Annotated in this window: 12 protein-coding genes; 5 read left to right on the top strand and 7 right to left on the bottom strand. The window is 56.2% G+C overall.

Annotation, left to right across the window (positions count from 1 at the left end; translation table 11 throughout):
- Window positions 1-21: 21 nt before the first annotated feature.
- Complete coding sequence (locus tag FCN80_RS18385; RefSeq protein ID WP_136991626.1) at window positions 22-1,686, bottom strand: signal transduction protein; 1,665 nt, start codon at window positions 1,684-1,686, stop codon at window positions 22-24.
- Between the two features lie 524 nt (window positions 1,687-2,210).
- On the opposite strand from FCN80_RS18385, the gene FCN80_RS18380 reads away from it, so the two are divergent.
- A complete protein-coding gene (locus tag FCN80_RS18380; RefSeq protein WP_136991625.1) occupies window positions 2,211-2,789 on the top strand; it encodes a TetR/AcrR family transcriptional regulator in 579 nt (192 codons plus the stop codon).
- Here the strand turns inward: FCN80_RS18380 and FCN80_RS18375 are convergent.
- The 4 genes from FCN80_RS18375 to rbsK form a co-directional block, all read right to left on the bottom strand.
- Window positions 2,761-3,684 carry a DMT family transporter gene (locus FCN80_RS18375; protein WP_136991624.1) on the bottom strand — a complete coding sequence of 308 codons (924 nt, stop codon included), beginning with the start codon at window positions 3,682-3,684 and terminating at the stop codon, window positions 2,761-2,763. The genes FCN80_RS18380 and FCN80_RS18375 overlap by 29 nt on opposite strands.
- Before the next feature lie 254 nt (window positions 3,685-3,938).
- A complete protein-coding gene (locus FCN80_RS18370; protein ID WP_230492771.1) occupies window positions 3,939-5,288 on the bottom strand; it encodes an MFS transporter in 1,350 nt (449 codons plus the stop codon).
- Window position 5,289: 1 nt separating this feature from the next.
- Window positions 5,290-6,225, bottom strand: coding sequence for a dihydrodipicolinate synthase family protein (locus tag FCN80_RS18365; RefSeq protein ID WP_136991623.1), 936 nt, complete (start codon window positions 6,223-6,225; stop codon window positions 5,290-5,292).
- 57 nt (window positions 6,226-6,282) lie between these two features.
- Window positions 6,283-7,497, bottom strand: a complete 1,215-nt coding sequence (gene rbsK, locus FCN80_RS18360; protein WP_136991622.1) for a ribokinase — start codon at window positions 7,495-7,497, stop codon at window positions 6,283-6,285.
- Between the two features lie 520 nt (window positions 7,498-8,017).
- On the opposite strand from rbsK, the gene FCN80_RS18355 reads away from it, so the two are divergent.
- The 4 genes from FCN80_RS18355 to FCN80_RS18340 all read left to right on the top strand — a co-directional run bounded on the left by FCN80_RS18355 (window position 8,018) and on the right by FCN80_RS18340 (window position 11,385).
- Window positions 8,018-8,716 (top strand): FadR/GntR family transcriptional regulator, encoded by a 699-nt coding sequence (locus FCN80_RS18355; protein ID WP_136991621.1) that lies wholly within the window; start codon window positions 8,018-8,020, stop codon window positions 8,714-8,716.
- Complete coding sequence (locus FCN80_RS18350) at window positions 8,713-9,672, top strand: MBL fold metallo-hydrolase (RefSeq protein ID WP_136991620.1); 960 nt, start codon at window positions 8,713-8,715, stop codon at window positions 9,670-9,672. The genes FCN80_RS18355 and FCN80_RS18350 overlap by 4 nt, the downstream gene beginning before the upstream one ends.
- A 19-nt stretch (window positions 9,673-9,691) precedes the next feature.
- Window positions 9,692-9,982 carry a hypothetical protein gene (locus FCN80_RS18345; protein WP_136991619.1) on the top strand — a complete coding sequence of 97 codons (291 nt, stop codon included), beginning with the start codon at window positions 9,692-9,694 and terminating at the stop codon, window positions 9,980-9,982.
- A gap of 98 nt (window positions 9,983-10,080) precedes the next feature.
- Window positions 10,081-11,385 carry an MFS transporter gene (locus FCN80_RS18340; RefSeq protein ID WP_136991618.1) on the top strand — a complete coding sequence of 435 codons (1,305 nt, stop codon included), beginning with the start codon at window positions 10,081-10,083 and terminating at the stop codon, window positions 11,383-11,385.
- A gap of 136 nt (window positions 11,386-11,521) precedes the next feature.
- Here FCN80_RS18340 and FCN80_RS18335 read toward each other — a convergent pair whose 3' ends face one another.
- Entirely contained in the window at window positions 11,522-12,415 is an 894-nt protein-coding gene (locus tag FCN80_RS18335; RefSeq protein ID WP_136991617.1) for a proline iminopeptidase-family hydrolase, read from the bottom strand.
- A gap of 84 nt (window positions 12,416-12,499) precedes the next feature.
- Window positions 12,500-13,252 carry a LuxR family transcriptional regulator gene (locus FCN80_RS18330; protein WP_136991616.1) on the bottom strand — a complete coding sequence of 251 codons (753 nt, stop codon included), beginning with the start codon at window positions 13,250-13,252 and terminating at the stop codon, window positions 12,500-12,502.
- Window positions 13,253-13,621 lie beyond the last annotated feature (369 nt).

Genomic DNA, 13,621 nt, shown 5'->3' with positions numbered 1-13,621 from the left:
CCGAGGCGCCGCGGATTTTATTCAGTCGCCCCCGGACGTGATTAACAGCCCGCCGGCGCTGCCCGCCACCTTGACGTCGATACCCTGGGTCAAAGCCTGCGCGACGAAAGCCGTCAACACTTCGGGGAGCAGCGCCTCATCGACATAGGCCAGCGTCAGGTGATTGCTTTGATGGCCCGCCATCAAATCGTCCCGCTCGACACCGTCCAATACCGCGTTGAGCAACGGCCACTCATAATTGGTCGCCCGGCGTCTGCGCTCGAATTCGTCAGCCGGTAGCTCTACGCCGTGTCCGGTGCCGATGTGCATGACCACGCCGACGCCCTGGTAATGGGCGCGCGCCCAGATAAACCGCCCGGCTTTTCCCTGGCCGCAAATGGTCGAACCGCCATTGGGGAAAAACATCTTCGGCTGACGATAGCCGGTCGCGCCGGCGATACCGCCTTTAAGATGGGCGAAGGGCACGGCGCCGGAAATCTCCAAATCCCAATAGAACACGCCGTTGTATTCGCTGCCCCAGCGGATATCATGCAGCGTCGTTTCCGCCGGCAGGCCCAGCGCGTCCAGCAAACGCCAGAGCATGGCCTGCGGAATGGCCGACCCCATGTCCACTTCGTTGATACAGGGAATCGCTTTGCCCGGGCAGATGATCTCGCCGTTTTCGTCCGGAATGGGGAAGCGTTCGGCATTACCGATCGCCCCTTCGGCGAAATCGGAAGCGGCGCAGCAATCCTTGAGACCCTGCTGGTACTGTACCCCGACGGCCGTCAATCCAAACCGTTTGACGAAGCGCGCCATGGCTATCATCATGGCGCACTGCTCCAGCACCTGCTGACGAGTCAGATCCTCTTCATGCCGGTGGCCGTAATTGAAGGTCATGCCGCGCGCTTCGTACCAGCGCAGACAGGCTTCGCGCATATCGTCGGGCACCTTCGCCATCTCCACCAGCAGTGCGGACTGCGACAGGGATTCCAGCGGCAAGCCGATATTCACCATCGCCTGCTGTGGGAACACGCCATTGAGCATCCCCATGCACAGGGTATCGAACAGGCCAATGATGGCCTTGTGGCGCAGGATATATTCGCCCGTTTGCCGGCCTATCTGCCCGGCGGCGCTGGCCATCAGGGCATGGGTGGCGGGGATATCCCGCAAATATTGGGTGGAATGATGCAAAGCGCCATCGCGCAGCCAGGTGGACAAGCCTTGCTCGAAAAAGGCGTCGTCGAAATTCTCGGACCAGAGCCGGGAGAAAGGTTTTCCCAGGCTGGTCAACGTTCCCGCCATGCACAGCATGCCCACCAATCCCGGAAAGGTACCGTCGAAATTCGCCAGCAGCAGTATCGGCCCCCGATGATGCGCCAACGACGGCGCAATATGGTGGGAGTATTGCCAGGCCGTAAGGAGAACGATCAACGGCGCGTCGGGATCAATGGCGGCGAAAAGCGCGCTGCCTTCTTTTTGCGAACTGATAAAACCATGACCGCGGGCGCTATCCACCGGATGCGCTCGCTTCATGCGCCAACCCAATTTCTCCAGCGCGACTTGCAACTTTTGCTCAAAACGTTGTTGCACCGGCCAGCAAGTCTTATTCGCGGGTTCGCGCAAATCGGCATTGGTCACCATTAATACTTCATGTTCGCCGGCACAAACCGATGTCTCCCCGGCCGTCAGATTCAGCGTTAGCATACCTTCTCCTTATTGTACTCACAGACGCGCCGTGGCATGCGGCGGCGCCTTACGGGTAGTCGTACTTGCGCGGATAAATTTGGCAACCGCCGTCGTAGCAGGCATGCCGGGCGGTATCGGCACCAAAGGTAAGGTGGGTCGCCGGCGGCCGGGTTCGCTGACGAGATACGTTACCCGGCCGCCGGAGGTTGAGATGGCGCCGCCCGGACCGCCGGTTAATTCACTCTCAGTGTCCAAACCCTGGCGTCAACAGGGCCAAAATTACATGCTACCTTGAGTTAGCAAGTATATTTATGCCAATTAAAAACTCAAAAGCTTTGTCTCATTTGTGTGACCTTGATCTTGCTTATTTGTTAACCGTTTGATTTATTTGATAGGAGCTAACTCGAGTTAGTTTGTTATAAAAAGGTTTAATGCTTATCATGAGGGGGGGGTCATCGCCGCGCGGCCCCGCCGCCAGAGACGCGACCCGAGGGATTGGGTGGTATACTGCGCGGTACGGCATTGCCTGTGGGATGAAAAAGATGGCCTCCAAAAAACAGGATATTGTGGTCTCCTCCGCTCGTCTGTTCAATCGGGAAGGCTATTGCGCGCCAGGCATTGATCGCATAGTGGAAGCCGCCGGCGTGTCGAAAATGACCTTTTATCGCCATTTCCCCGACAAAGACGCGTTGATTGTGAATTTGCTTGAGGAAAAACTGGCGTTTTTTCTCTCCGGGCTGAATCAGGAAGCCGCGAAATACACCACGGTAAAAGAACGGCTTTTTTGCCTGTTTCAATTTTATCATCGCTGGTTCAATGATCCGGATTTCAACGGCTGTATGTTTACCCGCGCCGTCGCGGAGCTCGGCCGCAACAACGAACGGGTCATTGAGATCAATTCCCGGCTCAAGGGGGGGATCATCGCGCTTTTTCGCGATATTCTGGCGACATGCCTGAAGCCGGAACCGGCCGAGCGCGTGGCGTTTATCGCCATGATGCTCATTGACGGCGCCATCGCGGCGGCGCAGAGCCGGGGGATGGAAACGCGGGAAAACCCTCCCGCGCTGGCCGCCTGGATGGCGCTGAAGGTCATTATTTATTCAGAGGGCGGACGGCTTTAACGCGATTGGCGGCACGCTCTTGGGAACATAACCCAATACCCGCGACAATCAGAATCGCGCTGACAATGTGAAAATATTCCAGCCGCGTGCCGAGAAAAAGCAAGCTGAAAACCCCGCCCGACAACGGAATGAAATGGGTATAGATTTCGCCGCGGGTGGCGCCGATTTCCGCGATACCGCGATTCCAGAAAACATAGGAAAGCCAGGAGGGGAAGATGACCAGGTAGGCCAGACCGCTAAGAAAGCCCCAATGATGGTAGGAGGCGAAGTCGATACCCGATTGCGTCAGGCAATAAAGCCCCAGCAGCGGCAACAGGATAATCGCGCCAAGACAGGAGCTGACCGCCACAAAGGCATTACCGGGAATGGCCTTGTTTTTCTTGCGCAGAAACGAGCAGTAAAACGCCCAGCTCAATGCCGATGCCATGGTCCATAAGTCCCCTTGATTCAGGTGCCGGAACGCGGCGAAGTCGGTAACACGGCCTTTAAGAACCAGGAAAAATACACCCGCCGTACTCAATAACACGCCGGCCCAGTTATTACGGCTAATCCGGTCATTGAAGATCAGCTTATTGATAAGCAGCACCATGCAGGGGGTGGCCGACATGTACATGGCCGCATTCAGCGAAGTGGTATACTGCAATCCCACATAGAGGGTCAGCGGAAACAATACCTGGCCGAAGACGGACAGAAACACGATAACGGGCCAGGATTGCCGCAACAAGCGCCAATGCGCGGCGACTTGCCTGTGATACAACGCCATTAACAACAGGGCCGTCAGCGCCCAGCGGGCTTCGGTCATTGCAACCGGATCCGCGCCGACTACCAGCACGCGGCCCACAACGTAGTTTCCCCCCCAAAACAGGGCGGCAAGGGTAAGCAGCAAGTAAGGCATGACAGGCTGTCCGCTAAGGAACCATGCCATCACTATACTTACTGGTATCGTTTATTTCCTGCGTCCGATCAATTCAGAATTGATAAACTGATACACATGTGAATAATCAATAAGTTAATTTTATAAAATATTTTATATTTTAAAAAAATGAGATACCAGACAGTATCGTTTCAAGCGTGGCGCCATGGCCGATACGCGCAACCGGACAGCCGGCACGGCCTCCGCCCGGGCAGGTCGGGCGGATCCGTCCGGGACTACCGGGACTGTTCCAGCGGTTTGCTGACGAACAAGCCATAACTCAGCGCGCCCAGCATAAGCAAGCAGGCGCCCAGCAAGAACACGTTAGTGAATTTTCCGGTGGCATCAAGAATGATGCCCGTGACAATCGGCGCCATGGCCGCCCCCAGAAAACCGCCGAAGTTCTGTATCGCCCCCAGGGAAGCCACCTGGTCCTTGGGCGCAATATCGGTGGCCAGCGTCCACAGCGCGCCCTGTGGCATCTGCGAGCAAAAATACCCCATCGCCAGAAGTGCGATGGCCAGCGGGGTACTATTCACGAAAGGGATCGGCGCCACAAAACAGGCCGCCAGCGCCGCACCCAGGACCACCGGTACTTTCCGGGCGGTAATCGCCCTGGTCCCGCGCCGCACCAGGCGATCGGACAACATTCCCCCCACCAATACGCCGAGAATACCGGCCAGGAAAGGGATAGAGGCTATCCAGCCAGTGGCCTTCAGACTAAAACCGAGGGATTTTTCCAGGTAACCCGGTAACCAGGTCAAATAGACCCAGATGGTAAACATGATGGAGAAATTGCCAATAATCATGAACCATGTGGTTTTGTGGTGGAACAAGCTACCCCAGTCGGTTTTCACCTGGCGTTCAGCCGCCGTGCTCACCGAGCGATGGCCGGCGTGAATCAGGGCATCTTCCCGAGCGTCGGGATCGCGGTAGAATTTCCACCAGGCGAGTATCAGCGGCAGCCCCAACAATCCAATACCGATAAACATGCCGCGCCAGCCGAAAGACAGCAGTAATACCGTCAGTATTGGCGGCGCAATGGCGTTGGCGATTTGGGAGCCGGTATTGATAATGGCGGTGGGTAATCCACGCTCATTTTCGCCGAACCAGCGGTGGGTTATCTTGATGCCCGAGGTAAAGAAGGGGGATTCCGCCACGCCCAGCAGCATACGCAAGCCATAGAAAAAGCTGTACCCGTTCACAAACGCGGTCGCCACCGTACACGCCGACCATAGACACAGTGCCCAGGAGAACATGCGTTTTGGCCCGAACTTATCCACCAGCCAACCTGCCGGTAGATTGGACAACGCATAGGGCCAAAGGAAAGCGGAAAGCAGCAACCCCATCTCGGTCTGGGAGAAACCGAATTCGCCGGCTATGGTGGTATTGGCGATACTTAAGTTTGCGCGGTCCATGTAATTGACGATGGCGGCCAACAATAAGATCAGCACCACGCCCCAACGCAATCGTCCAACAGCGCCGGCGACGGGGGGGGCGATAGCCTCCTGCATGGGAGGCGGCGAGGCGCACGCCGTCGGGGTTGTCGCGCGCGCCGGATCGAGGGTAGAGGTAAGATCTTTCATATTATAATCCTTTTGCGTCGCCGATCTTTTGCCGCCAGTGTTCACTGCCTTGACGGATCTGATGAAGGATCACCGTCAGACCCCAGAATTTTTCCAGTACATCGTCTTTATTGACCCGGCAATATTCGCTGGTAAAAGTGCCGAGTCGCTGATGGTAGATTTTGGCGTTTTTCGGATAGCCCAGCGTTTCGCTGACCGCCGCCAGGGAAAGAAACACCGCCAATTCGTCCGCCAGCGTTTTATGGGATAACCCCTGGTGGTACAGCCAGACATACAAATCCGGGTGGAAATTGGTGAATACGCCGCTAAAGCCGCGCGAACCCGCTTGCATGGCCGGCCAGGCGATGGCGGCGTTAGCGTTGATGACATGAAGCGGCGTGCCTTGCGCCAGTTGTACGCGGCGAGTGACGGTGGCGAGATCGCAACTGACGTCTTTTAGCACGATGAAGCGGCCGCTGTGCGCGCAAAACTGAAACTCTTCATCACTGAGCAATCGGCGATAAGGCGCCGGACACTCATACAGACCCAGCGGCAAATCGGCGGGAAGACATGCCAGCAAGGTGTTTAGCCGGGTCATGAACACATCCGTGCCCTGATTTTGCGGGTCCAGATGGTTGGTCACCAGTACCAGCGCGTCGATGCCGGTGTCGGCCATAGCGATCAATTCTTCCCGTTGACTGTCCATATCGTCGCTGATATGGCCGGAAGCGATGACCGGCACGGCACCGTGGGTTTTTTCCACCACGAAACGCGCGATGTCCACCCGTTCCGCCAAGCTTAAAAACTGCATTTCGCTGGATTGGCAGACCGCGAACAACCCATCCACGCCCTGTTCCAAATACCAGTGGATCAGTTTTTCCAGCCCGGGGTAATCCACCGCGCCGTCAGCGGTGAAGGGGGTAAGCATAACCGGTACGATACCTTCAATCTCTTTCATCTATTTTTCCTCACCAGACAGGGCCCATTTGACCCCCTGAATCTATCCGAACGCAGTTTAACGTTGCCCCATCCGCGCCATGACTTGCTGGCGGGTGGGCATATTGGAAGCGCCTTCACGCTCCACCGCCAGCGAAGCAAAAGCTGAGGCGAAAGTGGCGGCCTGAGCCAATGTCTGCCCGTCGGCGACGGCTGATGCTAAAGCGCCATTGAACGCATCCCCCGCCCCGGTGGTGTCCACGCTGAACGCCGGAAACGGGGCAATATGTTGAAATTGATGGTTGTCGTAGAGCAGCGCGCCACGGGAACCCATGGTGATGATCACCCGTTTCGCCCCCTTGCCGACAATAATTTGGGCCGCTTCACGGGCGGTATCCAAATCCGTCACCTCGACGCCGGATAGCAGGGAGGCTTCGGTTTCGTTGGGGGTAATCACATCGATATGCGAAAGCCAGTCCAGCACATGCGGCGCATAAGGCGCCGGATTCATGATGACTCGCACGCCCAGGCTTTCCGCGAGCCGTATGGCGCTCAAGGTGGCATCGGGATTATTTTCCAACTGCAGCAGCAGGACATCGGCGCTGGCCAGTTCCGGCGCCATTTCAGCGATCTCGGCGTCCGTCAAGGTCTTGTTGGCGCCGGAATATATGGCGATCATGTTTTCGCCGTCTTTCTCGGAAACATAAATGATGGCGTTACCCGTGGGTTCTTGTTCCGTTTGGTAGAGGCGGAAAGAATGGATATCCGAGGCGGATAAATGATCGAAGGCGAATTGGCTGAACTGATCGGTACCCACTTTGGAAACGAAATGCACCCGGGCGCCCGCCAGGCTGGCGGCCGTGGCCTGATTGGCGCCCTTGCCTCCTGGCCCTAAAGAACTTCCCCGCGCCAGTAGGGATTCCCCCCCTTTGGGGAAACGTTCAACGCGAGCCACGATATCCACGTTAAACGAACCTAAAATACACACCTTTCCTCTCATTTTTCCTCTGCCTTTGCCTGCCGGCTTGCGCCGGTTCATCTGTTTATTTAATTTTTTCAGCAGTACTTCGAAATTACCGCCCGACTCCGATATCAGCATGGACCGCAATTTGCGGCGCAAAACGACGGCGCCGCCGTGGCAACGCGTGATAAGCCCCTGCTGTGCAAGAATGTTCAAATCGCTTCGAATAGTCTCCTTGGTAACGCCGTATTCTCTGGCAAGCCAGGATACGGAAGCCCGCTCATGCGCATCAATATAGGCGTAGATTTCGTTACGTCGCTCTTCGGGAAACATAATGACCTCGTCTTTATTCACAAACAGACTAGAAAAGTACCTACTATGGGAAAGTGATCATGCTCAAATCTCGCCGGGCAAAACGGAAGCAAACAAAAATATCCAATAATTCGTTCGCGGGCGCGCTGTTTGGACATCGCACGCGGCAATAAATTACCTTGCGACGACGGGCAGGCGTTCTGGAAGGCGTAAACACGCTGTAAGCAAAGTCTAGGACAAAGCGCGGCAACGGTGGGTATGACGGAGGTTATCACCGACCCACATAGGCCTATCAACAACATAAGAGTCGGAGCCGACCAAACCTCGGCGCCCTTCGCCGCGCTACGGCCGGTTTTTTTCGTTACCGGCTATCGTCGGTTTTGTGATCGATATTGTAGTATTTAATATGTAAATTGCACTACAATCTTGACAAGCCTGATGAGTGAATGCGAATTTTTGTACGGCAATCAGCGACGTTCGCCGGCGGGATGGTTAAAGTAAACGGATGTACCGCAACCGTTGCAGTTCACCGGAGTTGATGATGAAAACGCATGAGCTAAGCAAAACAGATCGCATCATTCACGCTATCGGCCGGCAGATTGTCGGAGGGAAATATGCGCCCAGCGCCCCTCTGCCGGCGGAAGCCGATTTGTGCGAGGAGTTTCAGACCTCGCGCAATATTATTCGCGAAGTTTTTCGCACGCTGACGGCCAAACGTCTGGTGGAGGTAAAACGTTACCGGGGGGCATTTGTGGCGGCGCGTAGTCAATGGAATTATCTGGATACCGATGTTTTACAGTGGATTTTATCCAGCGGTTACGACCCCCGGTTAATCGCCGCCATGAGCGAAGTCCGTAATCTGGTCGAACCCACCATCGCCCGGTGGGCGGCGGAACGCGCCAGCTCCAGCGAGCTGGCGGTAATAGAAACCGCGCTCAACGATATGATAGCCAACCATCAAGATCGCGATGCGTTCAACGAGGCGGACATCCGTTTTCATGAAGCGGTGTTGAACTCGGTGCATAACCCGGTGTTGCAACAGCTCGGCGTTGCCATCAGTTCCCTGCAACGGGCGGTTTTCGAACGGACCTATATGCCGGACAGGAATAATATGCCGCTGACATTACGCGAGCACAGTGATCTGTACGACGCCATCCGCCACCAGGATGGCGATGCGGCGGAACAGGCGGCGCTGGTTATGATCGCAAGCGCGTCCAAGCGCTTGAAGGGCCTGACATGAACGACAGCGCTATGGCCATCGCGGCCAGCCGCGCGACAACCTGGACATCCCGGCGCTCGCCGTGTGAAAACAGCGTACCTTATGTGAAAGAGAAAAAGATGATGCCTTATACATTGCGCGACAAATCAGCGATACAGCATGAGTTACGGGAAACCCGGGTGCCTGACGGCGCCCTGGCAATCTGGAGCTTGGGACAAGCCGGATTCGTTTTGAAAAACAGCGCCAATGACATAGTGGTCATCGACCCCTATTTGACCCATTCAATCGAGGTAAATAAACCCGGCACGGAATTCGTCAGGGCGTTCGGACCGGTAGTCGACCCGGAGGATATTCTCTGCGCCGATGCCATTATCGTCACGCATTATCACGACGACCATATGGATTTATCCACATTGGAACGCGTCGCGGTCGCCAGGGGGGATATCCCGTTTTATCTTCCTTCGTTTGATGCCGATAGAGTCAAGGCGGATAATGCCCTTATCAAGGGGAATGTGCGCGCCGCCGTGACCGGCGAGGCATTTAGCATCGGCCATTTTACTGTCCGTCCCATTCCCTCGGCGCACAGTACTTACGACAAAAACGTCCTGGGCCATGATCGTTTTCTGGGATATGTCGTTACCGTTGACGGACTTTCTTTCTACCATAGCGGCGATACGCTGGTCACGCCGGAACTGGAGGCGGAATTAACGGCATTGGCGCCGGATATCGTTGCGTTACCCATTAACGGCGGCGACTACGCCAGAATCAAAAGGGGTATTGTGCCGAATATGAGTTTCAGGGATGCGGCCGATCTTGCCAATCATGTCCAGGCGGATCTTTTGTTGCCCTTTCACTTTGATATGTTTACCTGTAATACGGATAACCCAGGTTATTTCGTGGATTATATGTTGTCGTCCTATCCTGGCAATAAATTTCACTTGATGGTTCCGGGAGAACGTTTCCTCTACTTTAAATAAAGTCCGCCAGGTGGCCGGGGTGAATGAACGCAGCCAGCAACGCTGGCTGCACGAGGTATTTAAAGCGGGTGAAATCATGAAGTTATCACGGCCATTATCGCCGGGGCGCCTATCCACGATTGCGCTGATTCGACGTGAATTGTGTCTTATGATCGTCGCCGGCCTGATGATTAGTCTACTTATTGCCTGGGCGACGGTGGGGCTATTCGATGCCGTTTTTCTGCTGCGTTTCTGTTATGCGAGCATGGGTATTGTCTCATTAAATATTATTGCATACCTCGTCAAGGTCGCCCGGCATTCCATATCGTAAATAATTCGAGTCGCATCGTACGATCCATGCGCGAACGCCGCCAACAAACAGGCAACGTGAATTATGGCGGGTATCAATAATAAAATCAGGGGGTTTTTATGATTGGTTTCAAGGTACCAAAGGGGGCTCGCGCGAGCTGGATTATGCTTTTCCTGACATGGGTATTATGGGTAATGAATGCCAATGACCGGGAAATTATGTTTCGTGTCCAACCCTCCATAATCAATGAATTTCATTTAAGCGGCGTACAATGGGGTTATCTGGTCAGTTTGTTTTTTCTAGCCTACGCATTGGTGGCGTTGCCCGCGGGTATTATCGCCGATAAAATCGGTCGCGGTTGGAAAAGAAAGAAAAGCCAGGTGTGGTATATGGTGGTATTCACCACATTTTCCATTTTGGTGGGGATTAAAGCCACCTGTCTGCAATTGTGGCAATTCGTCCTGTGGCGCGTGCTGGGAATGGGCGCCGCCGGCGGCGCCGAAGTGACCAATATCGCCCAATGTTCCGAATATTGGCCCAGGGAACATCGGGGATTCGCGCTTGGTCTGCATCACACGGGTTATCCTGTCGGGGCGCTGCTCGGCGGATTGGCCGCCAGCGGAATATTGGCGGCCTTCGGTAGCGATAACTGGCGTTTGGTATTTTTGTTCACGCCTATCATCGGCTATATCCTCGCGTTGGCGCTGTGGATGTTCGCCACCCCCAAAAGCTACCGCGAGGTGAATGATTACGCCCATGCCCACGGTCTGACGGCGCCCTCCGACGAACCGGAGGCGATACTGACCTTTAGGGAGCAACTGGCCGAAACCAAAAATGTGCTGGCCAACCGCCATATCCTGTTGACGGTGATTGGCGCGGGCCTGATCAACTTTTCCCAAACCGTCGGCCTGTGGTTCCTGGCGCCCTATGTGGTATTCACCATGCACCAGCAGGATACCTTCGGCGCGATCATTGGCGTGGTGCCCTATATCACAGGGTGGTTCGGCCAATTGTTTTTTGGCTATATTTCCGATCATATCGGCCGGCGCAAGACATTGATATTTTTATCCGCCTGGTATGCCATCTGCGTTTTTTCCCTGAGTTACATTTCCGGCATCGGCATGCTATGGGTCATTTTGCTCATGTGGGGGCTGGGGTTGAACGCGGTTTTCCCGGTCTATTACGCCATGATGGCCGATCATGCGCCGAAAGCCTCCGGTTCCGCCATGGGTCTGTTGCTGATGCTGACGTTTCTGGGGACACTGCCCGCCTCTCCGCTGGCCGGGTGGCTTATCGATCATTTCGGCGGCTGGGACAACGCCCAGGGCTATCTGGCCGGTTTTGTCGTCGGTTCCGTCGCGGCTTTGCTGGCGGCGATCCTGCAATTCTTCACGCGGGACAACGCCGCCGCGATACCGCGCTGAAACCTTTCGCGTCGTTTGCCGCGGGGACCGGGCGGGACATTGCCGGACCACCCTATTCCCGCCGCGTTTACGGCTGTTTGCCAGACCGGCCGCGCGTGGCGCCACGGTCCGATGACAAGCCTCGGCCCGGGGGATGTCAGGTGTTGGCGGTGAGGAAGTCGCCGACGGTTTTCATGCACAGCGCGCGTTCCTCCACATGGGGCATATGGCTGGAGTTTTCGAAGATAACCCACTGCGCGCCGGCGATCTGGTCGGCAAAAGGCTGAACGACCTCCGGCGTGGCTTCATCGTAGCGTCCGGAAATCAGCAAGGTCGGCACGCGGATGGCGGAAAGCCGGTCGATAATGGTCCAGTCTTTCATACTGCCTATCACATGAAATTCCGTGGGACCGTTCATGGCGTGATACACCGTCGGGTCGGCATCCATGGCGTCAAAGGTTCGCCGCACTTCCTCCGGCCAGGGATCCAGGCGGCAAACGTGGCGCTGATAGAACACCTGGCTCGCCGCTTTATAAGCCGCGCTATCCAGGGTGCCTGCCGCCTCGTGCGCCGACAAGACGGCCTGAACATCGGCGGGAAGCGCCGCGCGCAATTCGGCGGCGGCGCGCAACCAGAGAGCCATGGACGCCGGCGAGTTGGCGATAACCAACGCGCTAAGCCCCTCCGGCCGGCCGACCGCGTGTTCCGCCGCCAGCATTCCTCCCCAGGACTGACCCAACAGCGCGTAATCCTCCGCGATATCCAGATAGCGCAAGAGATTGTCCAGCTCCGCCAGAAACAAGGCGGGCCGCCAGAAATCCGGGTTTTGTTGCGGCAGATGGGTGGAACGGCCGTTACCCAATTGGTCATAGTGAATAACGGCGCGTCCGGTATGGGCGATGTCCCGGAATGCATCGACATAATCGTGGGTGCAACCCGGTCCGCCATGGGCGACCACCAGCGGTGTGAGGCCATTACGCAAATCGCCGCATATCCGAAACCAGGTCCGGTAATCCCGGAAGGGAGCAAAACCTTCGCTAATCGTATACATGAGTGGCTGATACCCTGTCGCTTGAATTCGCCATCAGGGTAAAACGCCGTCAGCGGCGGTGAACACTAGCAAAAATGCTAGTTCTTAACTGTCCAGCAAGCGGTAATGCAACGCGCGGACCACTGCCTGTACCCGATTGCTCGCGCCGAGTTTCTTGGCGGCGGTATTGAGATGCAGGGTGACGGTCGCCACTGAACGGTGCATCTTACGGGCGATCTGTTTGGCGGTCAGCCCCTCGGCGGCCCAGGCCAGACACTCCCGTTCCCGTTGGCTGAGTTTGACATACCGGCAGACCCGCATGGCGTCGTCAAATAAGGGAAACGCGGATTCCTGGAAACGATGGGCAAGAAACGTGAGCTGCGCCAGGGTGTCGGTGATATCCCGCTCCCGCCGTTGGCCGGCGAGAATGCCGGTCAGGGTCACAAAGCCGCCGCGGGGCAAATGGAGAGGCACCGTGGCGCCGCAAGGCATATCGTGATCCCGCATATAATGGGTCACCGGCTGATGCTCATCGGCCAATTTGCCGCGCAGTACGCTCAGGTCGGGATGTTGATAGGACCAGACAAAGGGCGCGCAATTTTCCAGCGCGCAATGCTGTACCGGATCCACCTGGTAATACCCCCGCTCGCACCAAAGCTGCCGCATATCATCCGGCACATTGTGCATTTTGAGCAATGACGGCGTGATAAGTTCTCCCTCCAGAGAACGGGGAACCGGCGTATAGTCATAAATGACCGCGTCGAATCCCAGCGCGCGCGTCTGATGAAACAATCCGGCGAAGGCATCGTCCAACCTGTTCGCGGGCGATGCGCCGGGGTGTTCGATCTCCAACCGCATATCATCCCCTCCACGTTAAACGCCGTTCGGCGGGGCAAGGCTTGCGCTCTCCCGCCCATGGCTATCGCCAAAACAAGCAATTACGATGCCATTCTTGATTTGACCCGCCCCGTTGCGGACCAGATGAACGTTGTCTGACGGTAAAACTAGTATTTTTACTAACTACCCAGCCATTCGCTAAGCCGTTAGCGTAAAGGAAACACCGGCGGCCGACGGCGTCGGTGGACGAGGAAAAACGTATGTGCAATGCGATACAGCTTGATCGATGGCATAACATCACGCTTGGGGACCATCGCGCCCGCGTGGGAGCAATCCGCTCCCCGCAGGTGGGGGTCCCGCCGGTGCCCGTGCCGCATTTGGTGCAAGACT

This window comes from Martelella alba (genome assembly GCF_005217455.1).
Lineage (GTDB): Bacteria > Pseudomonadota > Gammaproteobacteria > Enterobacterales > Enterobacteriaceae > Acerihabitans.
Note: the sequence above shows the minus strand (reverse complement) of the source record. Positions and strands in the feature narration are given on the sequence as shown.

Bases quoted from the DNA above. Each gene is read 5' to 3' on its own strand.
- FCN80_RS18385 (WP_136991626.1), bottom strand. From the start codon at position 1,686: ATGCTAACGCTGAATCTGACGGCCGGGGAGACATCGGTTTGTGCCGGC.
- FCN80_RS18380 (WP_136991625.1), top strand. From the start codon at position 2,211: ATGGCCTCCAAAAAACAGGATATTGTGGTCTCCTCCGCTCGTCTGTTC.
- FCN80_RS18375 (WP_136991624.1), bottom strand. From the start codon at position 3,684: ATGCCTTACTTGCTGCTTACCCTTGCCGCCCTGTTTTGGGGGGGAAAC.
- FCN80_RS18370 (WP_230492771.1), bottom strand. From the start codon at position 5,288: ATGAAAGATCTTACCTCTACCCTCGATCCGGCGCGCGCGACAACCCCG.
- FCN80_RS18365 (WP_136991623.1), bottom strand. From the start codon at position 6,225: ATGAAAGAGATTGAAGGTATCGTACCGGTTATGCTTACCCCCTTCACC.
- rbsK (WP_136991622.1), bottom strand. From the start codon at position 7,497: ATGTTTCCCGAAGAGCGACGTAACGAAATCTACGCCTATATTGATGCG.
- FCN80_RS18355 (WP_136991621.1), top strand. From the start codon at position 8,018: ATGAAAACGCATGAGCTAAGCAAAACAGATCGCATCATTCACGCTATC.
- FCN80_RS18350 (WP_136991620.1), top strand. From the start codon at position 8,713: ATGAACGACAGCGCTATGGCCATCGCGGCCAGCCGCGCGACAACCTGG.
- FCN80_RS18340 (WP_136991618.1), top strand. From the start codon at position 10,081: ATGATTGGTTTCAAGGTACCAAAGGGGGCTCGCGCGAGCTGGATTATG.
- FCN80_RS18335 (WP_136991617.1), bottom strand. From the start codon at position 12,415: ATGTATACGATTAGCGAAGGTTTTGCTCCCTTCCGGGATTACCGGACC.
- FCN80_RS18330 (WP_136991616.1), bottom strand. From the start codon at position 13,252: ATGCGGTTGGAGATCGAACACCCCGGCGCATCGCCCGCGAACAGGTTG.